The following is a 20370-nucleotide window of genomic DNA, read 5'->3' on the forward strand; positions in this document are numbered from 1 at the left end:
TGCACGACTAAATAACCCGTGATTAACCGCGATGAATATTATCATTCGCCTGTTTGAGTAAGTTTTGGCTCTCATTCATAAATTGTTGAGAATAAGTACCAAACCAATCACTCACCTGCTTAAAGCTTTCGATGAATCGCGCTTTGTCTCCGCTATCCAGAATCGCTACCGCATCACCTAAACGCTGATGGAATCGCTTGATCATATCGATATTCTCTTGAGAAGAGAAAATGATATCACCGTACAAGTTCGGATCCTGACCAAACAGTCGTCCCACCATCGCCAATTCAAGGCGGTAGATTGGCGAGCTTAACTTCAACAACTGATCGATGTTCGGATTCTCTTTGCTAAGGTGCATACCGTAAGCAAACGACGTGAAGTGGCGCAACGCCTGAATCAACGTCATGCCATGATCGTGCTCTTGTGCATCGATTTGGCACAAGCTTGCGCCCCAAATCCCAAACTGTTGCAATAGCCATTGGTAATGCTCGTGACCACGGCCATCACAGTACACAATAACCTGCTTGGCAAGGCTCGGAACATCTGGGCCAAACATTGGGTGCAAACCAACCACAGGACCTTGGTGCACATTCAACATTGCTTGCAGAGGCTTCGACTTGATAGAAGTCAGGTCACACAGAATGCAGTCTTGCGGCAAGTTCCCCAGTTTTTCGATCACCCCTTCCGTTAGATGAATCGGCACCGTGACCACGACTAAACCCGCGTTGTCTAGAATCTCATCCGCATGATCCCAGTCTTTACTGCCGAGAACTTTGACCCGGTAGCCCGACAATTTGAACATACGCCCAAACAGGCCACCCAATTGACCATTACCACCAATAATAACAACTGAGCGTAAATCAGGGTTCAAACACTTAAAACCGGAATCTTTCTCGCTGGCATAAGATTCACGCATTGTTCGACGCAGAATATCTTCAATAAGCTGTGGAGGAATTCCCATTTTTTCAGCTTCAGCGCGACGAGAAGCTAACATCGCCGCTTCACGGTCTGGAGCATAAATTGGCAAACCATGTTCGCTTTTTACTTCCCCAACTTTCTCTACGAGCGCTAAACGCTGAGCCAATAGCTCCAACATTTGCTTGTCGACTGCATCAATCTGATCGCGTAATGCGTTAAGTTCAACTGCCATTGATGTTCCTTAAATCCTGTATTAATTAGCCTTTAGACGATTTTCTAAGAAAGGCACTAGCTCTTCATGTGCATGACGTAATAGTGCCTCAGTTGAATCCCAATTGATACATGCGTCAGTGATAGATACACCGTATTTCATCTCTTCAAGAGCTAAGTCAGAAGATTGATTTCCTTCATTGATATGGCTTTCAATCATAAGACCGATAATAGATTTATTGCCTTCACGGATTTGATGAATCACATCCTCCGCGACTAATGGCTGGCGACGGTAATCTTTACGTGAGTTGGCGTGACTGCAATCCACCATTAATGAAGCATCAAGACCAGATTTCGCCATCTCTTGCTCACACTCAGTGACTGATACCGAATCGTAGTTAGTTTGCTTGCCGCCACGTAAGATCACATGTCCATTAGCATTGCCCTGGGTGGTCAACAGTGCGACTTGTCCCTCACGGTTAATTCCCATAAAACGGTGGCTAGAGGACGCAGCTTGCATCGCGTTAATTGCGGTTGCCAAACTGCCATCGGTGCCATTCTTAAAACCGATTGGCATAGACAGGCCGCTTGCCATTTCACGGTGAGTTTGTGACTCCGTCGTACGAGCACCGATGGCTGCCCAGCTAAAAGTATCCGCCAAGTATTGTGGGCTAATTGGGTCTAGAGCCTCAGTCGCGAGCGGGATTTCCATCTCTGCCAACTCCACCAGAAGTTCGCGTCCAACATGCAGACCGTGTTCAATATCGAAACTGCCGTCTAGGTGTGGGTCATTGATCAGGCCTTTCCAGCCGACCGTGGTGCGCGGCTTCTCAAAGTAAACACGCATAACAATATACAGTTGGTCACTTAGTTGTTCAGAGAGTGCTTTAAGTCGCTTTGCGTAATCCTTCGCCGCTTCTACGTCGTGGATAGAACATGGACCGCATACAACAAGCAGGCGGTGATCCTTCTTGTGAATAATATTAGCGATAGTTTGACGAGACTCTTGAATAAAGCGACGTGCTTTTTCACTCAAAGGAAGCTTGGTTTTTAGTTCCTCCGGAGTAATAAGAACCTGTTCTTCGATAATATTAATATTGCTCAACTCACTTTTCTGCATAACTCTAACCTGTATATTTATTTTTACACCCAACCAAACCTTTGGTGAGACAACTAAGCTTTAACGACAAGATAACAGGCTAAAAAAGAAAAACAAGCGTACAGAATAAAAAACATTTAGTGTAAACCTAGGTTTACAGTTAAATAAAAAGCCAAAATATAATTAACTTTGGCTTCTCATCGCTGTTTTGAATCTTTTACAAGAGGTTTAGCTAGTCAAGCGTTTCATCGCTTCACTCGCCGCTTTCCACTCTTGAGATAGCTTAAGTTCGCTTGGAGAAAATGACTGTTTTTTCAGTAATCCATCCGCGAGTGGCACGGTTGAAACCGGTAAGTTGTCTAATACCTCAACGTGCGCTTCTCGTTTATTACACATTAACAACATATCGCAGCCAGCTCTCAATGCTTGAGCACCTCGCTCGGCAGGGCTGCCCATGATCGCAGCGCCTTCCATGGTCAAGTCATCCGAAAAAACCAAACCTTTAAAACCCAATTGCTGACGCAGGACCTGTTTTAACCAGTATTCAGAACCGCTGGCTGGTTGAGCATCATAGTGTGGGAAAATCACGTGAGCAGGCATCATGGCATCTAAAATACCGGCATCAATTTGCGCTTTGAAGATCGCCATATCTTGTTCAAAAATATCACTGCGCTCGTCGTATGGTGTTTCTAGATGTGAGTCTGCAATCACGCCACCATGTCCAGGGAAGTGCTTGCCTGTCGTTGCCATGCCAACACTCTTCATTCCCTGCATATATGCAGTGCTATAGCGAAGAATGGTATCGGCATCTTCACCGAATGCACGGTTACCGATCGCTTTACATTGATGGCCTTGGTCAAGTACCGGGGCAAAGCTTAAATCAATATCATGGGCAATCAGCTCTGCTGCCATTAACCAACCGCCCATACGAGCAAGCTCTTCACCATTTTGATGTTTAGCGTACTCATCAGCAGCAGGAATTAATGAGAAACCTTCGCGAAAGCGCTGCACTCGGCCGCCCTCTTGATCCACACCGATCAAAAACGGGCGCTTAGCCGCCTTTCGGATGGATTGAGTAAGTGCTTGAAGCTGTTTGCTATCATGATAGTTGCGAGCAAATAGAATTAAGCCACCAACCGTAGGATGCTCCAAGATTTCTTTGTCTTCAGCGGTCAGTTCATACCCCGCAACGTCAACCCATAACGGTCCCATGTTTTCTCCTCAAAATCGGCTGAATATCTCGTATTCGATGAGGTTATTCGCTTCAGATTTGCTTTACAATAAGTGAATGAAGAATTGACGAGATCGGCTATGAAATTTAACGAACTGTACATTGGTGTGATGTCTGGAACGAGTATGGATGGTGTTGATACCGCTCTAGTTGAAATAAGCGATGAGCATGTTCGCCTGATTGCGCATGACGACTACCCAATGCCCGCAGCACTAAAAGACATGCTGTTATCTGTTTGTACCGGTCAAGCAACAAATTTAAAAGCCATAGGTGAACTTGACCACCAGCTCGGCCACCTATTTGCAGATGCTGTGTTACAGCTGCTCAATAAGTCTGGTTACGTCGTAGAGCAAATTCGTGCGATTGGTAATCACGGTCAAACAGTATTCCATCAGCCTACCGGAAACTTGCCGTTTACCACTCAATTGGGCGATGCAAACATTATCGCGGTCAAAACAGGCATTGATACGGTAGCGGATTTTCGTCGTAAAGACATGGCGCTAGGTGGACAAGGTGCCCCACTCGTCCCTGCTTTCCATAAAAGCATTTTTGCGATGCAGGATTCCACAACTGTGGTACTTAACATTGGAGGCATTGCCAATATCTCGGTACTGCATCCAGAACAACCAGTCATTGGCTATGACACAGGCCCGGGCAATATGTTGATGGACGCATGGTGTGCGCTGCATACTGGGCAAAGCTTCGACGAAGATGCACAGTTTGCACTTAAAGGAACGGTAAACGCTACTTTGTTGACTCAATTACTCAAAGAAGCTTACCTCGCCATGCCAGCCCCTAAAAGTACCGGACGAGAACTGTTCAATATTGACTGGCTGCATCAACAACTGGCCCATCACAATTTACCAATCGAAGACGTACAACGTACACTTTGCGAGTATTCTGCAATTACCATTGCCAACGAAGTCGACAAGTTTTCTCATGGCATCACACCTCAACTATTGGTCTGTGGCGGTGGAGCAAGAAACCCACTTTTGATGCAGCGACTAGCTAAGTTATTGCCACAATGGAGCGTTGCGACAACGGCAGAAAAAGGCGTTGATGGCGACTACATGGAAGCAATGGCGTTTGCTTGGCTTGCGCAGCGCCATATTCACGGCCTCCCTAGCAACTTACCGGAAGTTACGGGGGCAAGTCGTCTCGCTTCACTGGGTGTACTCTATTCAAAAAATTAAGGGCAATAGATCCTAAACAAAAAGGCTTAATTCATTATGACGAACGATGCACTTATCGCAGCTTTATCCCATCTGGTATCTGAAGGGCGAAACCCAGACACCATGGACATCGACTTGCTGCCTTCTCTCGATATTGTTCAACGCATCAACCAACAGGACAAACTCGTTCCTCTTGCCGTTGAAAAAGTGTTGCCTGAGATCGCTGAAGCCGTTGATAAGATCACGGAAGCATTTAAGGTCGGAGGTCGGTTGTTTTACATCGGTGCGGGTACCAGTGGTCGACTTGGCGTTTTGGACGCTTCAGAATGCCCACCAACTTTTGGCACAGATCCAGAGATGGTCGTTGGTATTATTGCTGGTGGAAAAGAGGCAATGTTCCGTGCAAAAGAAGGGGCGGAGGACGATCCAGCATTGGGTGAGCAAGATCTTAAAGAGAATACGCTAACACAACGCGATGTCGTCGTTGGTATTGCGGCAAGTGGACGAACACCTTACGTGATTGGTGGCTTAGAGTATGCGAACGAGCTTGGTGCCACCACTGTAGCACTATCTTGTAACCCTGACTCTCCGATTGCAGATATTGCTGATATTGCGATTAGCCCCGTTGTTGGACCTGAAGCGTTAACGGGATCCACTCGCTTAAAATCAGGGACGGCACAAAAACTCGTACTAAACATGCTCACTACCGCAAGCATGATTCGCCTGGGCAAAAGTTATCAGAACTTAATGGTAGATGTGAAAGCGACGAATGCAAAGCTAGTTGCAAGAGCGACTCGTATTGTTATGCAAGCAACAGATTGTACTAACCAAGAGGCTAAAACGGCGCTCAAAGAAACGGACTACGACGCCAAGTTAGCGATTTTGATGATTTTAACCGGGCTGGATAGAGAAAGCGCGACTGAGCAACTGAACGCCAAGCAAGGATATTTAAGAAAAGTCGTGATCGCGCAAACTAATCAATCTTAATCAATAAAGCGCCTCACTTATTTAAAAGTCAGGCGCCTTTTATGGCTCAATTTAGTAGTTCAATCGTTCAATGTGAGTAATACCGACTTTACCTTCAAGGTCACTGAACATATGAACCATTGCTGGGTATGGTTGTGCTCCAGGGTAGACAACTTCTGCATTACAGAAAAACGCATAGTTTTGTCCGGCTACGACTTGAGTAGCCACAACCAAAGGGGAGTATTTGACACCGACAAACCCCTCGATACCTTTAGCAAATACTTCTTTATTCTCTGCTGTGAGTTCATGAAATGGACTCCAGCCACCAGCCATTTGCGTTGACATAATGTGATTCCTTTTTTTCTGTGCTCACTATCAAGCAATGTGAACATAGTTTAATAAGGAAGATTTTGCCACATTTATGTGATGCAGACAGTGTAACAACGGCTTTATTGACTATTAATTTGAGTATTCATTCCAACCACGTTGCCATTCCATGCGGAATTTTTGCGCTTGCTCAGTACCTTCACAAACCCCTTCGTAATACTGACCAGATAACCCCATTTGATACGCAAAAGCAGGATTACAGTACTCACGTAAACCTTCTAAATAACCTTGGTCGTAGTCACTTTGCTTAACACTACCCAACTCACGAAGCTCGCTCATCGTGCGCGATGTGTGTCCGGTTATGCCATCTTGATATCCGATCTGATGCCAATCTCCCGACTTGGCAAGATCTGCTGTCGTTGCTGTGCATCCTGCAAGTAAAGCCAGTGCCAGACCTACCGTTACCTTTTTCATGGTTCTTCCTTAAGTAATTGTTTTCAAAAATAAGCTTACCACTAATTATTGGCGCTTGCCGCTGAGCTTGCAGATTTAACCACTGATGACTCAAATCAGCCGCTCAAGACTGTCATCAACCTTTCGCCATTTTTAAAAACCGCTCAAGCAGCATATCGACCACTCAGTGCTCTATTCGACCACTCATCTACTAACCGAATGCATTTAACACAAGTGACGCATAACATGCATCCTGAGATTAAAAAATTACCCTACCCAACTAAGACCAAGGACAATTGCTATGATGTGGTTTCTAACCTGTGTCGCAGCCCTAATCGGCGGATACTTCATCTACGGCGCTTTCGTCGAGAAGATTTTCGGCATCAATGAAAAACGCCAAACGCCAGCTCACACCAAATCGGACGGTGTTGACTTCGTTCCAATGTCAACAAAGAAAGTTTACCTAGTTCAACTACTTAACATCGCAGGTGTTGGTCCAATTTTTGGCCCGATCATGGGGGCACTATACGGTCCTGCGGCGATGCTTTGGATTGTAGTCGGTTGTATTTTTGCTGGTGCAGTACACGATTACTTCTCAGGCATGCTTTCAGTGCGTAACGGCGGTGCATCTGTACCTACCATTACAGGTCGCTACCTAGGTAATGGCGCAAAACACTTTATGAATATTTTTGCCATTGTCCTATTGCTTCTAGTTGGCGTAGTGTTCGTTTCAGCCCCTGCTGGCATGATTACTAACCTCATCAATGATCAAACAAGCTTGAGTGTAAGCATGACAACGATGGTTATTGCTATCTTTGCTTACTACATCATTGCGACGATTGTTCCTGTCGATAAAATCATTGGTCGTTTCTACCCACTGTTTGGCGCCCTACTTATCTTTATGTCTGTTGGCCTAATGACAGCCGTTGCTTTCTCTAGCGAACACACAGTAATGGGTGACTTCCAAGTTTCGGACATGTTCTCTAACCTCAACCCAAATGACATGCCGTTATGGCCTGCATTGTTCATCACTATCGCATGTGGTGCTATCTCTGGCTTCCACGCGACTCAGTCTCCACTGATGGCGCGTTGTATGGAAAATGAGAAAAACGGTCGCTTCGTATTCTACGGTGCAATGATTGGTGAAGGTGTTATCGCGCTAATTTGGTGTGCTATCGCTCTGTCTTTCTTCGGCTCTCTAGACGCTCTATCAGAAGCTGTGAAAAACGGTGGCCCTGGTAACGTGGTATACAGCGCATCATTTGGTCTGCTAGGTGTGTTCGGTGGTATCCTTGCGTTCCTGGGTGTGGTTATCCTACCAATTACGTCTGGCGATACAGCGTTCCGTTCAAGCCGCTTGATCCTTGCTGAATACTTCAACATGGAACAAAAAACGCTACGTAACCGTCTACTGATGGCACTTCCACTGTTCGTTATCGGCGGTATCTTAACTCAAGTAGACTTCGGCATTATCTGGCGCTACTTCGGTTTTGCAAACCAAACAACAGCGGTAATGATGCTTTGGACTGCGTCCGCTTACCTACTGCGTCACAACAAGCTGCACTGGATTACCACTATCCCAGCTATCTTCATGACCACGGTATGTGTCACGTTCATCTTAAACAACAGCTCGCTAGGTTTTGGTCTGCCAATGCAACTATCAACTATCGTAGGTATTGTGTTTGCCCTAGCTGTGACAGGTTACGTTATCAAAACCTCTAAGGGTAAAGGTGAAACTGAACTGGCTGACGAAGAGAAACCACAAGCCGTATCAGAAACAGCGTAATACTCGTCACATCTGAGTGACTAAGATAGGAGCCTGCCAATTGCAGGCTCTTTTTGTTTTATACCCAAGTCACTTTAAGGTTCAGAAAGCACAGCGCAGCATCATTTACTTAGCTGTTCTTATCTATCTGAGCCAAGCATCTTGAGGTTACTTAGGTATACAATAACAACATTGATTCTAGGTTAGGTTCACTATGGAACTGGTCATCTCCCTTTTACAACAGATGTGTGTGTACTTAGTTTTGGCTTACATGCTAAGTAAAACGCCAATCATCTTACCTTTGCTGAGTATTTCTTCGCGCTTAAGCCACCGCCTAATTTGTTACGTACTCTTCTCTGGCTTTTGTATTCTCGGCACCTATTTCGGTCTGCACATCAACGATGCTATTGCCAATACTCGTGCGATCGGCGCAGTTATGGGCGGGCTGTTTGGTGGACCTGTTGTAGGTTTCGCCGTCGGATTTACTGGTGGCATCCATCGATACTCTCTTGGTGGTTTTACCGACCTAGCCTGTGCAATTTCAACCACCGCCGAGGGCGTAATTGGTGGTTTGCTCCACGTTTACCTTATCAAGCGAAATAAAGGTGCATTGCTGTTTAATCCAAGCGTTGTATTCAGCGTCACGTTTGTTGCAGAAGTGGTGCAAATGATTTTGCTGCTCGCCGTCGCGAAACCTTTTGATCAAGCCTATGAACTGGTGTCCGCTATTGCAGCGCCTATGATCATCGCGAACTCATTTGGTGCGGCGTTGTTCATGAGTATCCTGCAAGACAGAAAAGCAATCTTTGAAAAGTTTTCTGCGACGTTTTCGCGTCGAGCGCTCACCATTGCTGATCGCTCAGTGGGAATTCTAAGCAACGGCTTCAACACCGAAAACGCAGAGAAAATCGCACGTATTATTTACGAAGAAACCAAGGTGGGCGCTGTCGCGATTACTGACCAAGAAAAGATCTTGGCGTTTGTGGGCATTGGCGATGATCACCATAAACCGAACACGCCGATTTCATCGCAAAGCACATTAGACTCCATGGAGAAAAACGACATCATTTATCTTGATGGTGCGGAGCGTCCATACCAATGCTCCATTGCAAAAGATTGCAAGCTCGGATCTGCGCTGATCATCCCACTGCGTGCAGGGAAAGAGGTCATTGGTACCATAAAGCTGTATGAACCGAAGCGTAAATTGTTCTCGACGGCCAACATGTCGATGGCGGAAGGAATAGCCCAGCTTCTATCTAGCCAAATCCTTTATGGCGATTACCAACAACAACAAGCCTTACTCGCCCAAGCAGAAATAAAATTGCTTCACGCTCAGGTGAATCCACACTTTTTGTTTAATGCACTCAATACTATTAGTGCGATTACTCGTCGTGACCCTGACAAAGCGCGCGAGCTAATCCAAAATCTATCGCACTTCTTCCGCAGCAATTTAAAGCAGAACATTAATACCGTGACGTTAAAGGAAGAGCTTGCACATGTGAACTCGTACTTGAGCATCGAAAAAGCGCGTTTTACGGACCGCTTAGAGGTTGAAATCGATATTCAACCTGAATTGCTGGACATCAAATTACCAAGCTTTACACTCCAGCCTTTGGTTGAGAATGCCATTAAGCATGGCATTTCAAACATGCTTGAAGGTGGTAAAGTTCATATATACAGCGAAGCACACCCACAAGGTCACTTGATTACCGTCGAAGACAACGCAGGCAGTTTTGAGCCGCCAAAAGAAAACCACTCAGGGCTAGGTTTAGAAATTGTCGACAAGCGTCTCACTAATCAATTTGGACGTGATGCAGCGCTAAAAATTACGTGCGAGCCACATCAATTTACTAAAATGAGCTTTATCATTCCCCCAAAATCATAAAAGCACGCTGAAGCAATAAAGGTAATGTTGGATGTTAACCGCACTCGTCATTGATGATGAACAGTTTGCTCGTGAAGAGCTAGCAGAGTTACTGGATGAAACAGGCCAAGTTGAGGTCGTGGGCGATGCCTCAAACGCAATCCTCGGCCTAAAAAAAATCAATGAACTCAAGCCTGATGTGGTGTTTCTCGATATCCAAATGCCTCAAGTCACGGGGATTGAATTACTAGGGATGCTTGATCCAGAAACCATGCCTTATGTGGTTTTTGTCACGGCTTATGATCAGTATGCGATTCAAGCATTTGAAGACAATGCCTTTGATTACTTGCTCAAACCTGTCGACCCATGCCGGCTAACTAAAACGGTAAAACGACTAAACAAAGTCATTAGCCAATCCGCCCTAACGCAACAACTGTCTGCTATTACACCTGACACGTTGGATCAAATACCGTGCATCGGACACAACCGCATCGTTATCATGGCCACCGACACGGTGGAATGTGCTTACAGTGATATCAGCGGCGTGCATGTACGCTCCACCAGCCAAACCGCGAGCACCCAACTGACATTAAAAACGTTGGAAGAGAAAACCCCTCTAGTCCGCTGCCATCGTCAATACTTAGTCAGTATTAAAGCGATTAGCGAAATCAAGTTACTGGAAAATGGGTTAGCGGAAATCATCACCAAAACAGGCTTTGAGATACCAGTAAGCCGCCGCTACTTAAAGGTGCTCAAAGAGATGCTCGGCATTAGCCACTAACACAAAAACTTCACACATCATCGCTGAGTTTCCGCTAGCGTATAAATAGGACGCTCTGAAAAGACGAGGCGATGATGTATAAAGTTTTATTCATATGTAAGCACAACGCTGGACGAAGCGTCCTCGCGGAGTCAATCGCAACCAATATCCTGCCAGCAGATTTTAGTGTCACCAGTGGAGGCTCACATCCCACAGGCAAGGTGCACCCAGTGGTGCAAAAATATTTAGATGACCACCAACTCCCCATTCCGCATATCCACACGCATTCATGGGAGGAGCGAACTCAGTTTCTTCCCGACATCGTTATTATTCTCTGTGATTCTTTACATCAAGAAACCGCTCCTCAGTGGCTTGCAGGTGGTGTTCGAGTAAACTGGCAAGTTGATGCTTTTCCGACCGATGGTTCTGATGAAGACATGTACGCACATTGCGAAAAGGTTGCTCAATCGCTTGAGCGAAGAATCACGAAGATGTCTGATATGATTATCGATGGTTTAGGAAAAGACCAAATTCGTGATTACCTAAATGAGTTAAGAGAGATGTAAAAAAGGCGACCCACAGGTCGCCTTTTGAATATTCGATAAATGGAGACTAATCCACTTGCTTGATTTGCAGTTCTTTAGGTACTTCAAAGAACATATTCTCTTCACGGCCAAGTACTTCATCAACCGCTTCGGCACCAACGAGTTCTTTGATTCGCTCTAGAATCTGATTAACGAGCTCTTCCGGAGCAGATGCTCCCGCAGTCACGCCGACCTTTGTTTTGCCTTCGAACCACTCAGGTTTGATATCTTCCGGACAGTCGGTTAAGTAGCCAGGTGTCCCTAGCTTTTCAGCTAGCTCTTTAAGACGTGTAGAGTTTGATGAGTTTTTAGAACCCACCACAACCATCACATCTACGTCACCAGCTAATTCACGTACGGCATCTTGGCGGTTTTGTGTCGCGTAACAGATATCGTCTTTACGTGGACCTTGGATATCTGGGAACACGCGGCGTAGCTCTTCGATAACATCGGCAGTTTCATCGACAGAAAGCGTCGTTTGGCTTACGTAATGAAGATCGGATGGATCTTTCACAATCGCCTTCAGTTTCTCAACATCGGCTGGAGTTTCAACCAAGTACATACCACCGGTTTCACTGGCGTATTGCCCCATCGTACCTTCGACTTCAGGGTGACCTGCGTGACCAATCAGAACCACTTCCATATTACGACGGCTCGCACGCGCCACTTCCATATGCACTTTGGTTACTAAAGGACACGTTGCGTCAAATACGGTCAAATCACGCAGCTTCGCTTCCTGACGAACCGCCTGCGATACACCATGAGCAGAAAAAATCACAATGTTGTTGTCTGGCACTTCGTGCAGTTCTTCAACGAAGATAGCACCACGCTGTTTTAGACCTTCAACCACAAAACGGTTATGCACCACTTCATGACGCACATAAATCGGTGGCTGATACATCTCTAGCGCACGCTCTACGATGCTAATCGCGCGGTCAACACCAGCACAGAAACCACGTGGGTTAGCTAACAGGATTTTCATTTCATTGCTCATGGAAGTTATCTTTTATTTGGTTCGCTATTCTACTGACAAAATTTCAACTTCGAAAGTCACGTCTTGTCCCGCTAGAGGATGGTTGAAGTCCACAGTGACTGAATCGCCTGCAATCTCTGTAATAATGCCCGGGATTTCCATGCCATCAGGGCCACTGAAGGCCATGATTGTACCAACTTCCACTTCTGCATCACCTACAAATTTAGTGCGATCCATATAGTGAATATGATCAGGGTTTGGCATACCAAACGCGTCTTCTGCCTTTAGCTCAATCGCTTTTTGTGCGCCTGTTTCGAGGCCTATCAAGCACTGCTCAAAGTTTTCACTCAAGCTGCCATCACCCATAACAAATTTCGCTGGTTTACCCATGTTATGAGTACTATCTGCAACCGATCCGTCTTTCATTTTAATCGTAAAGTGAAGGGTTACTACAGATTCATTGGTTATTGTTGTCACGTTAATGCTTCCTTGTTCTTGGGTTATTACGCTGTCAGCTTGGTCTTTTTATACATTGATATGCTGATTGGCGCTCCAACATAATAAAAAGCATCGCTCGAATCAACGGACGACGCTTAGGGTTATTCGATATACCGCAAAAGATTACTTGTCAGCGTCTTTTTTACGGAAGCCATCCAGAATAATCATTGCCGCACCAATACAGATCGCCATGTCAGCAAGGTTGAATGCTGGCCAGTGGTAGTTACCCCAGAAGAAGTCTAGGTAATCAACAACAAAGCCATGAACGACGCGGTCAAACACGTTGCCCACTGCACCACCAATAATCAGTGCATAAGCAATGTTGTTCCATTTTTCTTTTGCTGGAAGCTTACTCATCCAGTAGGTCAAAAGACCCGTAACAACAAACGCGATACCTGTAAATAACCAGCGCTGCCAACCAGCTTGATCGCTCAAGAAGCTGAAAGCGGCACCGTAGTTATGAACGTAAAGTAGGTTGAAGAATGGCAACACCTCAATTCGGTTTGCCCATCCGTAGCCCATGTTGTCCATCACCACCAATTTGATGCCAATATCTGCAATAAATACCAGAATTGCTAACCACAGCCAGCGAACTCCAGATTGCTTTAACGTCAGTGCTTTTTCACTCATTACTTTACCTACAAACAGCCCCAGTAAATACTGGGGCTGTTAATTTAAAAAAAAGTTCAGTCGTTCTAGGCAATTACGCGAATTTACGTACTTCACCTTCGCCGTCTACGTTAGACACACAACGACCACAGATTTTCTCGTGACCTTCAATTGTGCCTACGTCTGGCGTGTGGTGCCAACAACGATCACACTTCTCGCCTTCAGCTGCTGCTACTTCAACAAATAAGCCTTCGATATCTGTGGCTTGTGCTGCATCCGTCTTCTCACCTAGAGGCTTAACTTTCGCCGCAGAGGTTAGTAGAACAAAGCGCAGTTCATCTTCAAGTTTGTTGATCTTCGCCGCTAGTGCGTCATCAGCAAATAGAGTCACTTCAGCTTGTAGTGCACCACCAATGGTTTTCTCTTTACGCGCATCTTCTAGAAGTTTGTTTACCGCACCACGAACCGCTTGGATCTCAGACCAGAATTCGTTGTTCAGCTCTTCACCTTCAGCAAGACCGAATAGACCGTCGAACCACTCACCAGTGAATACGAACTTGTCGCGCTCGCCTGGCATTTCGTTCCAGATTTCATCTGCAGTGAACGACATGATTGGCGCCATCCAACGAACTAGCGCTTCTACGATGTAGTAAAGTGCAGTCTGACAGCTACGTTGAGCGTTGCCGCCACGTTTTGCTGTGTACTGACGGTCTTTAATTACGTCTAAGTAGAAAGAGCCCATTTCGATTGAACAGAATTGCATTAGACGCTGAGTTACGCCGTGTGTGTTGTACTCTTCGTATGCTTTAACAATCTCTTCTTGTGCTGCTAGTGCACGACCAACCGCCCAGCGATCTAGCGCAACCATCTCTTCAACAGGAACGATGTCTGTTTCAGGGTTGAAGCCGCTCAAGTTAGCTAGGAAGAAACGCGCTGTGTTACGGATACGACGGTACGCATCTGCGCTGCGTTTTAGGATTTCATCAGAAACCGCAACTTCACCAGTGTAGTCTGTAGAAGCAACCCATAGACGAAGAATGTCAGCACCTAGCTTGTTGGTTACGTCTTTTGGCGCAACCACGTTACCGATAGATTTAGACATCTTACGACCCTGACCGTCAACCACGAAACCGTGTGTCAGTACTTGTTTGTAAGGTGCTTCGTCTTTCATCGCAATAGATGAAATTAAAGAAGATTGGAACCAACCGCGGTGTTGGTCAGAACCTTCTAGGTATAGGTCTGCACTGTTGCCGTTGTACTCTTCACGAGCATCAACAACAGAGAAGTGAGTGACACCTGAATCGAACCATACGTCTAGCGTATCTAGCACTTTTTCGTATTGGTCAGCGTCAGCACCTAGTAGTTCAGCGGCATCTACATCCCACCATGCTTGGATGCCTTTCTCTTCAACCAGCTTAGCGACTTTCTCGATCAGCTCTAGCGTGTTTGGATGAAGTTCTGCTGTTTCTTTATGAACAAACAGAGCAATTGGCACACCCCAAGTACGTTGACGAGAGATACACCACTCAGGGCGACCTTCGATCATACCTTCGATGCGGCTTTGACCCCACTCAGGCATCCACTCTACATTCTTGATTGACTCTAATGCTTTAGCACGTAGGCCAGCTTGGTCCATAGAAACGAACCATTGAGGTGTAGCACGGAAGATGATTGGGGTCTTATGACGCCAACAGTGTGGGTAGCTGTGCTCGTAAGCGTGGTGGTGTAGTAGTGCACCTTTTTCTTTTAGTACTTCTACTACTGCATCGTTCGCTTTAAAAACGTGCTGACCAGCAAATAGCTCTGTATCTGGTAGGTAAACGCCGTTTGAGCCAACTGGGTTTGCTACTTCTAGGTTGTACTTGTTACCAACCGCGAAGTCTTCTTGACCGTGACCAGGAGCAGTGTGAACAACACCAGTACCTGAATCAGTCGTAACGTGATCACCAAGGATCGCCGGTACAGTGAAATCGTAGAATGGGTGTTGGAATTGAGAAAGCTCTAGGTCCGCACCTTTAGCAAAGCCAAGGTTGTGGAAGTGCTCGATACCCGCACGGTCCATTACGTCTTTCGCTAGCTCAGCAGCAACGATGATACGCTCAGCGTTGTCGCCTTCTGTTTGGATAAGCACGTACTCTAGATCATCACGTAGACATACTGCGCGGTTTGCAGGCAGTGTCCAAGGTGTTGTTGTCCAGATAACGATAGATACGTCACCGTGACCTTCATGACCTTCTGTCAGTTCAAATTTAGATAGCAGTGCCGCTTCGTCAGCCGCTTTAAAACGAACGTCGATAGATGGCGATACTTTATCTTTGTATTCTACTTCCGCTTCAGCAAGAGCAGAACCACAGTCTGTACACCAGTGAACAGGTTTGAAACCTTTTAGCAGGTGACCATTGCTTGCGATCTTACCAAGAGCACGAATAATGTTCGCTTCAGTTGCGAAATCCATAGTGCGGTATGGCTTGTCCCACTCACCCATGATACCAAGGCGTTTGAAGCTCTCTTTCTGACCTTCAACCTGACCTGCTGCGTATTCACGACATTTCTCGCGGAATTCCGCTGCTGTCACTTTTTGGCCTGGCTTACCTACTTTCTTCTCTACCATTAATTCGATTGGTAGACCGTGGCAGTCCCAGCCTGGGATGTAAGGTGCGTCAAAACCTGAAAGTGTTTTGGATTTAATAATAATGTCTTTAAGAATCTTGTTTAGTGCGTGACCAATATGAATGTCACCATTTGCGTAAGGAGGGCCATCGTGCAATACGAATGACTTTTTGCCTTTCTTAGCTTTACGGATTTCACCGTAAAGATCTTCTTTGTACCAACGCTTAAGCATTTCTGGCTCACGATTGGCCAGGTTGCCGCGCATTGGAAACCCTGTTTCAGGTAAGTTCAGGGTATCTTTATACTCACTCATCGATTCTTAATTCCGTTATATTGGGCGAAAATTAGACATTATGTTGAACGGTGGAATAAACCGCTCAACGCTTAAGCTGACGCAGCCACACCCTTGCTGCTTCAGCATCCAATTCGATTTGTTGTTTAAGTGCTTCAAACGACTCAAACTTTTGCTCATCTCGAAGTTTATGCAAAAGTTCCACTTCTAGTTGCTTGCCATATAAATTGGCATGAAAGTCGAATAAGTGCACTTCTAACTGTTGGCGAACACCATTGACGGTTGGTCTTTGACCAATATTAGCAACACCACCAACTGGCTTATTTCCTAAGCCAAGCGCTTGAACAACATAGACTCCGGAAACCGGAGAAACACAGCGTTTCAAAGGAATATTTGCAGTAGGGAACCCAATGGTTCGACCTAGCTTTCTTCCGTGAGAAACACGACCGCTGATGCTGTAGTTTCTTCCCAGCATCTGTTGCGCGGAATGCAAATCGTCACGCGCCAGCGCTTGACGGATAGCCGTACTGCTGACACGTAATTGTTGTAAACAAAAGCTCTGGGTACTTACGACATCAAAGCCGTATTTTTCCCCTGCTTCCTGCAGCATTGCAAAGTTACCTGTACGGCCTTTGCCAAAGCAGAAATCATCACCAACGACAAGAAACTTAACACCCAAACGCTCGACCAACAAGTCACGGATAAACTCTTCCGCGGTTAAACTTGCAAAATGGCGATTGAAATTGACACACAGTAAGCGGTCAATATCGAGCTTACTCAATTGCACGAACTTATCGCGTAATCGCGTCAACCTTGCAGGTGCCTTGTCTTTGGCAAACAGCTCCATCGGCTGAGGTTCAAAGGTCATCACAACAGAAGGCAAGGATAGCCTGTCCGCTTGCTCAGACACTTGCTGCAATACTTGTTGATGGCCTTTATGGACACCATCGAAATTGCCAATAGTCAGCACACAACCATGATGTCGCGGGTTGATATTGTGAATGCCTCTAATCAGTTCCATTGGATACTGCTTTCTGCCTCTGTTTTACTTTACACTGTGTGAAACTGACGGATTATATACTAATCACCCTCAGTCTGTCCCAGCTTTTAGGTCTTTTAAACGCGCACCAGTTAAAAATAGAACCACTAGGTAAACTACGGCTCCTAAACCGATCAACATCCCTAGCACCGCGCTTCGGTGAGCAAAGCTCCAGCCTAGCCATACTGACATATCTTCCAGTTGCCATAAGATTGCCGCCACCATCGCCGCGCCAGCAATAGCTAAACGTATAATAAAGAAGACGGTTCGCTTAGTGATTTGGTATACCTCTGCGATGTGCAGGCCACGATACAGCAGTGCCATATTCACAAATGCCGATAGTGCCGTCGCGATAGCCAAGCCAACGTAGCCATAGAAGTACGCAAAAATTGCATTAAATACCATGTTGGTCACCATCGCAATGATGCCGTATTTCACTGGCGTTTTAGTGTCTTGACGCGAGTAATAACCCGGAGCGAGCACTTTAATCAGCATAAAGTTCAACAAGCCTGAAGCGTAAGCAAAGAGTGACAATGATGCTTGATGTACGTCTTGTGGCGAAAACTCACCTCGCATGAATAACACCATCAACATAGGTTTTGCCAGTACCATCAAACCAAGCATTGCAGGAAGGCCAAGTAAGATCACCATGCGCACCCCCCAGTCCATGGTTTGTGCGAATCCTTCATTTTGTGCGTCAACATGTTTGCGTGATAATGCTGGTAAAATCACCGTTGCAATAGCAATACCAAACAGACCTAACGGGAATTCCAACAAGCGATCTGAATAGTACAACCAACTGATCGAACCGGTTTGCAGAAAGCTGGCAATAAAAGTATCAAACAACAAGTTGATTTGGCTTACCGACACACCGAACAAAGCAGGAATCATTAAGGTTCGGATCTTCACCACGCCCGGATCGCGCCAGCCCCATTTCGGCTTAACCATAACCCCCGCTTTAATAAGGAAAGGGATTTGAAATAAGAACTGAACCAAACCACCAAGGAAAACACCGATGGCAAGACCAATCTCTGGCTGTGACATCTGCGGCGAGATAAACCATGCTGCCAAAATGATCATTACGTTGAGGAAGACGGGAGTAAACGAAGAAACCGCAAACTTACCTAGTGTATTGAGAATGGCTCCCGATAGGGCAACAAAAGTGATGAACCATAAATAAGGAAAGGTAATCTTGAGCATCACGCTAGCAAGTTCGAACTTCTCAGCCGCGGGACCACCATGCATCCAGTCTAGGAACCAACCAAAACCAAACAGTGCAGTCACCACACCGGAACCTAGAACACCTAAGATGGTAACAATTGAGACTATCACCCCCAATGTGCCCGCTGCACGAGCAATGAGCTCCCGAGTTTTATCCATGTCGCCTTGAGCATGGCTTTCCGTTAAAACAGGTACAAACGCTTGGGAAAAAGCACCTTCAGCAAACAAACGTCGTAAAAAATTAGGAATTTTATTGGCGAAGAAAAAGACGTCTGCGCTTGCTCCTGCCCCCATTAAATTTGCCACTACAACATCACGAACTAGGCCAAGAACGCGGGAAATAAATGTCATAGCACTGACGATCATGCCAGACTTGAGTAGTCGTTTACTCACTGTAACCTCGGAATATCACCATAAGACAGCTAACCCTATACTGTTTCTCTGACAGGTGCTGTAAATAGACGTCAAAAATCTATCCGCGGGTTGTAAGGAATAAGTGTGCCTTTCGCGGATAATTATTAGCATTGGTATAAAAATGCTGTTAGAATCCCCGCCATCTTAACCGCGATAACCTCTCTTACCAAAATTTGTTTTGGCTTAGATCGGTTTTTGCACAAATCATTTGACATTTAAGCGCAAATGAGGGATATTCCTCGCCCTTAAATTGTCACAGAACTAAGTTTTTGGGAGTTAGACCCTTGGCAAATAGTAAATCTGCTAAGAAGCGCGCTATCCAAGCTGAGAAACGTCGTCAGCACAATGCTAGCCGTCGCTCAATGATGCGTACTTACATGAAGAAAACTGTTGCTGCTATCGAAGCAGGCGACAAAGAAGCTGCAACTGCTGCATTCGCTGTAGTTACACCTATCCTAGACCGCATGGCAACTAAAGGCCTTATTCACAAGAATAAAGCAGCTCGCCATAAGTCTCGTTTCGCTGCACAAATCAAAGCTCTTTAATAGAGTCCTGATTTTACAGTGAAGAAAAAACCGACCTTGTGTCGGTTTTTTTATATCTACAAAATTTTCTTAATAAAAAAAGCTGGCAATGCCAGCTTTTCTTTTTCTGAATGTCCCATTTAAAGACATCAGCTTATTCATTACCCATATAACGCTCAAACTAGAAAGCACTAATAAAACACTTGAGAACAAAGCAAATTGGTCGATGAGTAGTACCCTATCATCAAAAGTTTAACGCCACTCTCAAATATTCCAACAAGTTAGATTCACACTCTAAGATGAGCAGTATATTAGGACTATTTAATTAATGTTGAGCACTCTCAGCACAATAAAGACTATGCAGTGTTTTTATTAACGCTTTCACTTCATCACTCTTTAATGTGTAGTACACCGTTTGTGCTTCTTTCCTTGTCGTGACTAACTCATCACGGCGAAGCCAAGCAAGATGCTGAGATAATGCCGACTGGCTTAGCTCTAACTTTGCACACAGCTCTCCCACGGACAGCTCTTGGTTATGCAGCATACAAAGGATTTGTAGGCGTCTCTCGTTTGCCATCGCTTTGAGCAACACGACGGCTTTTGCGGAGTTCTGCTCCATTTCTTGTAGATTCATGTGTTGGACCTCTAGCTACAACTTACTTATTCCAACCCTGGCCAGCTTGTTGTGTTGCACTGATTTATATATCTAAGAAAATCAAGATACACTTCCAGAGTCTTCATTATTAGAACCTCTAATTTAGTTGTTAGTGATACACCAATATTATCCACCAAGGATTTTAATTGGTGCGCCATCAATAATTAATAGTTTTGCTCACTAAAA

General features: G+C 45.5%; 19 protein-coding genes. 7 read left to right on the forward strand and 12 right to left on the reverse strand.

Annotated features, from left to right (window positions below; all coding sequences use genetic code 11):
* Positions 1 to 22: 22 nt before the first annotated feature.
* The 3 genes from tyrA to nagZ all read right to left on the reverse strand — a co-directional run bounded on the left by tyrA (position 23) and on the right by nagZ (position 3439).
* Positions 23 to 1150 (reverse strand): bifunctional chorismate mutase/prephenate dehydrogenase, encoded by a 1128-nt coding sequence (tyrA, locus tag R7E51_RS18560; protein ID WP_054576675.1) that lies wholly within the window; start codon positions 1148 to 1150, stop codon positions 23 to 25.
* Positions 1151 to 1171: 21 nt separating this feature from the next.
* Positions 1172 to 2248: a 3-deoxy-7-phosphoheptulonate synthase gene (locus R7E51_RS18565; protein WP_005381904.1), complete on the reverse strand. Its 1077-nt coding sequence runs from the start codon at positions 2246 to 2248 to the stop codon at positions 1172 to 1174.
* A 207-nt stretch (positions 2249 to 2455) separates the two neighbouring features.
* Complete coding sequence (nagZ, locus tag R7E51_RS18570; protein WP_017821494.1) at positions 2456 to 3439, reverse strand: beta-N-acetylhexosaminidase; 984 nt, start codon at positions 3437 to 3439, stop codon at positions 2456 to 2458.
* Between the two features lie 99 nt (positions 3440 to 3538).
* Here nagZ and R7E51_RS18575 point away from each other — a divergent pair, with 99 nt between their 5' ends.
* Together R7E51_RS18575 and murQ are read left to right on the forward strand one after the other, a co-directional pair.
* A complete protein-coding gene (locus R7E51_RS18575) occupies positions 3539 to 4651 on the forward strand; it encodes an anhydro-N-acetylmuramic acid kinase (protein WP_017821495.1) in 1113 nt (370 codons plus the stop codon).
* A 36-nt stretch (positions 4652 to 4687) separates the two neighbouring features.
* Positions 4688 to 5617, forward strand: coding sequence for an N-acetylmuramic acid 6-phosphate etherase (murQ, locus tag R7E51_RS18580; RefSeq protein WP_047103912.1), 930 nt, complete (start codon positions 4688 to 4690; stop codon positions 5615 to 5617).
* Positions 5618 to 5668: 51 nt separating this feature from the next.
* Here the strand turns inward: murQ and R7E51_RS18585 are convergent, their stop codons facing one another.
* Complete coding sequence (locus R7E51_RS18585) at positions 5669 to 5941, reverse strand: hypothetical protein (protein WP_005381911.1); 273 nt, start codon at positions 5939 to 5941, stop codon at positions 5669 to 5671.
* A gap of 114 nt (positions 5942 to 6055) precedes the next feature.
* Positions 6056 to 6397 (reverse strand): DUF2799 domain-containing protein, encoded by a 342-nt coding sequence (locus R7E51_RS18590; RefSeq protein WP_005381912.1) that lies wholly within the window; start codon positions 6395 to 6397, stop codon positions 6056 to 6058.
* A 280-nt stretch (positions 6398 to 6677) separates the two neighbouring features.
* On the opposite strand from R7E51_RS18590, the gene R7E51_RS18595 reads away from it, so the two are divergent.
* From R7E51_RS18595 to R7E51_RS18610, 4 genes are all read left to right on the forward strand, one after another.
* Entirely contained in the window at positions 6678 to 8162 is a 1485-nt protein-coding gene (locus R7E51_RS18595) for a carbon starvation CstA family protein (RefSeq protein WP_005381914.1), read from the forward strand.
* Positions 8163 to 8355: 193 nt separating this feature from the next.
* Positions 8356 to 10026 (forward strand): sensor histidine kinase, encoded by a 1671-nt coding sequence (locus tag R7E51_RS18600; RefSeq protein ID WP_005381915.1) that lies wholly within the window; start codon positions 8356 to 8358, stop codon positions 10024 to 10026.
* 31 nt (positions 10027 to 10057) lie between these two features.
* Positions 10058 to 10786: a two-component system response regulator BtsR gene (gene btsR / locus R7E51_RS18605; RefSeq protein ID WP_005381917.1), complete on the forward strand. Its 729-nt coding sequence runs from the start codon at positions 10058 to 10060 to the stop codon at positions 10784 to 10786.
* Between the two features lie 71 nt (positions 10787 to 10857).
* Entirely contained in the window at positions 10858 to 11331 is a 474-nt protein-coding gene (locus R7E51_RS18610; protein WP_017636163.1) for an arsenate-mycothiol transferase ArsC, read from the forward strand.
* Between the two features lie 46 nt (positions 11332 to 11377).
* Here the strand turns inward: R7E51_RS18610 and ispH are convergent, their stop codons facing one another.
* The 6 genes from ispH to murJ all read right to left on the reverse strand — a co-directional run bounded on the left by ispH (position 11378) and on the right by murJ (position 18984).
* On the reverse strand, positions 11378 to 12343 hold the full coding sequence (ispH, locus tag R7E51_RS18615) for a 4-hydroxy-3-methylbut-2-enyl diphosphate reductase (RefSeq protein WP_017636164.1): 966 nt from the start codon (positions 12341 to 12343) through the stop codon (positions 11378 to 11380).
* A 24-nt stretch (positions 12344 to 12367) separates the two neighbouring features.
* On the reverse strand, positions 12368 to 12799 hold the full coding sequence (gene fkpB, locus R7E51_RS18620) for an FKBP-type peptidyl-prolyl cis-trans isomerase (protein WP_005381922.1): 432 nt from the start codon (positions 12797 to 12799) through the stop codon (positions 12368 to 12370).
* A gap of 144 nt (positions 12800 to 12943) precedes the next feature.
* Complete coding sequence (gene lspA / locus R7E51_RS18625; RefSeq protein WP_005385948.1) at positions 12944 to 13450, reverse strand: signal peptidase II; 507 nt, start codon at positions 13448 to 13450, stop codon at positions 12944 to 12946.
* Between the two features lie 73 nt (positions 13451 to 13523).
* On the reverse strand, positions 13524 to 16352 hold the full coding sequence (ileS, locus tag R7E51_RS18630; RefSeq protein WP_149192039.1) for an isoleucine--tRNA ligase: 2829 nt from the start codon (positions 16350 to 16352) through the stop codon (positions 13524 to 13526).
* A 64-nt stretch (positions 16353 to 16416) separates the two neighbouring features.
* A complete protein-coding gene (ribF, locus tag R7E51_RS18635) occupies positions 16417 to 17352 on the reverse strand; it encodes a bifunctional riboflavin kinase/FAD synthetase (RefSeq protein WP_005381933.1) in 936 nt (311 codons plus the stop codon).
* A gap of 69 nt (positions 17353 to 17421) precedes the next feature.
* Positions 17422 to 18984 carry a murein biosynthesis integral membrane protein MurJ gene (murJ, locus tag R7E51_RS18640; protein WP_005381936.1) on the reverse strand — a complete coding sequence of 521 codons (1563 nt, stop codon included), beginning with the start codon at positions 18982 to 18984 and terminating at the stop codon, positions 17422 to 17424.
* Positions 18985 to 19289: 305 nt separating this feature from the next.
* Between murJ and rpsT the strand changes: the two genes are divergently transcribed.
* Positions 19290 to 19550: a 30S ribosomal protein S20 gene (gene rpsT / locus R7E51_RS18645; protein ID WP_005381938.1), complete on the forward strand. Its 261-nt coding sequence runs from the start codon at positions 19290 to 19292 to the stop codon at positions 19548 to 19550.
* A gap of 304 nt (positions 19551 to 19854) precedes the next feature.
* On the opposite strand, the gene R7E51_RS18650 is transcribed toward rpsT, so the two are convergent.
* Positions 19855 to 20163: an ArsR/SmtB family transcription factor gene (locus R7E51_RS18650; protein WP_005381940.1), complete on the reverse strand. Its 309-nt coding sequence runs from the start codon at positions 20161 to 20163 to the stop codon at positions 19855 to 19857.
* Between the last annotated feature and the right edge of the window lie 207 nt (positions 20164 to 20370).

Source organism: Vibrio sp. Vb1166 (assembly GCF_033338695.1).
In the GTDB taxonomy this organism is placed as follows: Bacteria; Pseudomonadota; Gammaproteobacteria; order Enterobacterales; family Vibrionaceae; genus Vibrio; species Vibrio alginolyticus.

Coding starts and splice junctions, on each gene's coding strand:
- tyrA (WP_054576675.1), bottom strand. CDS start 1,150: ATGGCAGTTGAACTTAACGCATTACGCGATCAGATTGATGCAGTCGAC.
- R7E51_RS18565 (WP_005381904.1), bottom strand. CDS start 2,248: ATGCAGAAAAGTGAGTTGAGCAATATTAATATTATCGAAGAACAGGTT.
- nagZ (WP_017821494.1), bottom strand. CDS start 3,439: ATGGGACCGTTATGGGTTGACGTTGCGGGGTATGAACTGACCGCTGAA.
- R7E51_RS18575 (WP_017821495.1), top strand. CDS start 3,539: ATGAAATTTAACGAACTGTACATTGGTGTGATGTCTGGAACGAGTATG.
- murQ (WP_047103912.1), top strand. CDS start 4,688: ATGACGAACGATGCACTTATCGCAGCTTTATCCCATCTGGTATCTGAA.
- R7E51_RS18585 (WP_005381911.1), bottom strand. CDS start 5,941: ATGTCAACGCAAATGGCTGGTGGCTGGAGTCCATTTCATGAACTCACA.
- R7E51_RS18590 (WP_005381912.1), bottom strand. CDS start 6,397: ATGAAAAAGGTAACGGTAGGTCTGGCACTGGCTTTACTTGCAGGATGC.
- R7E51_RS18595 (WP_005381914.1), top strand. CDS start 6,678: ATGATGTGGTTTCTAACCTGTGTCGCAGCCCTAATCGGCGGATACTTC.
- R7E51_RS18600 (WP_005381915.1), top strand. CDS start 8,356: ATGGAACTGGTCATCTCCCTTTTACAACAGATGTGTGTGTACTTAGTT.
- btsR (WP_005381917.1), top strand. CDS start 10,058: ATGTTAACCGCACTCGTCATTGATGATGAACAGTTTGCTCGTGAAGAG.
- R7E51_RS18610 (WP_017636163.1), top strand. CDS start 10,858: ATGATGTATAAAGTTTTATTCATATGTAAGCACAACGCTGGACGAAGC.
- ispH (WP_017636164.1), bottom strand. CDS start 12,343: ATGAGCAATGAAATGAAAATCCTGTTAGCTAACCCACGTGGTTTCTGT.
- lspA (WP_005385948.1), bottom strand. CDS start 13,450: ATGAGTGAAAAAGCACTGACGTTAAAGCAATCTGGAGTTCGCTGGCTG.
- ileS (WP_149192039.1), bottom strand. CDS start 16,352: ATGAGTGAGTATAAAGATACCCTGAACTTACCTGAAACAGGGTTTCCA.
- ribF (WP_005381933.1), bottom strand. CDS start 17,352: ATGGAACTGATTAGAGGCATTCACAATATCAACCCGCGACATCATGGT.
- R7E51_RS18650 (WP_005381940.1), bottom strand. CDS start 20,163: ATGAATCTACAAGAAATGGAGCAGAACTCCGCAAAAGCCGTCGTGTTG.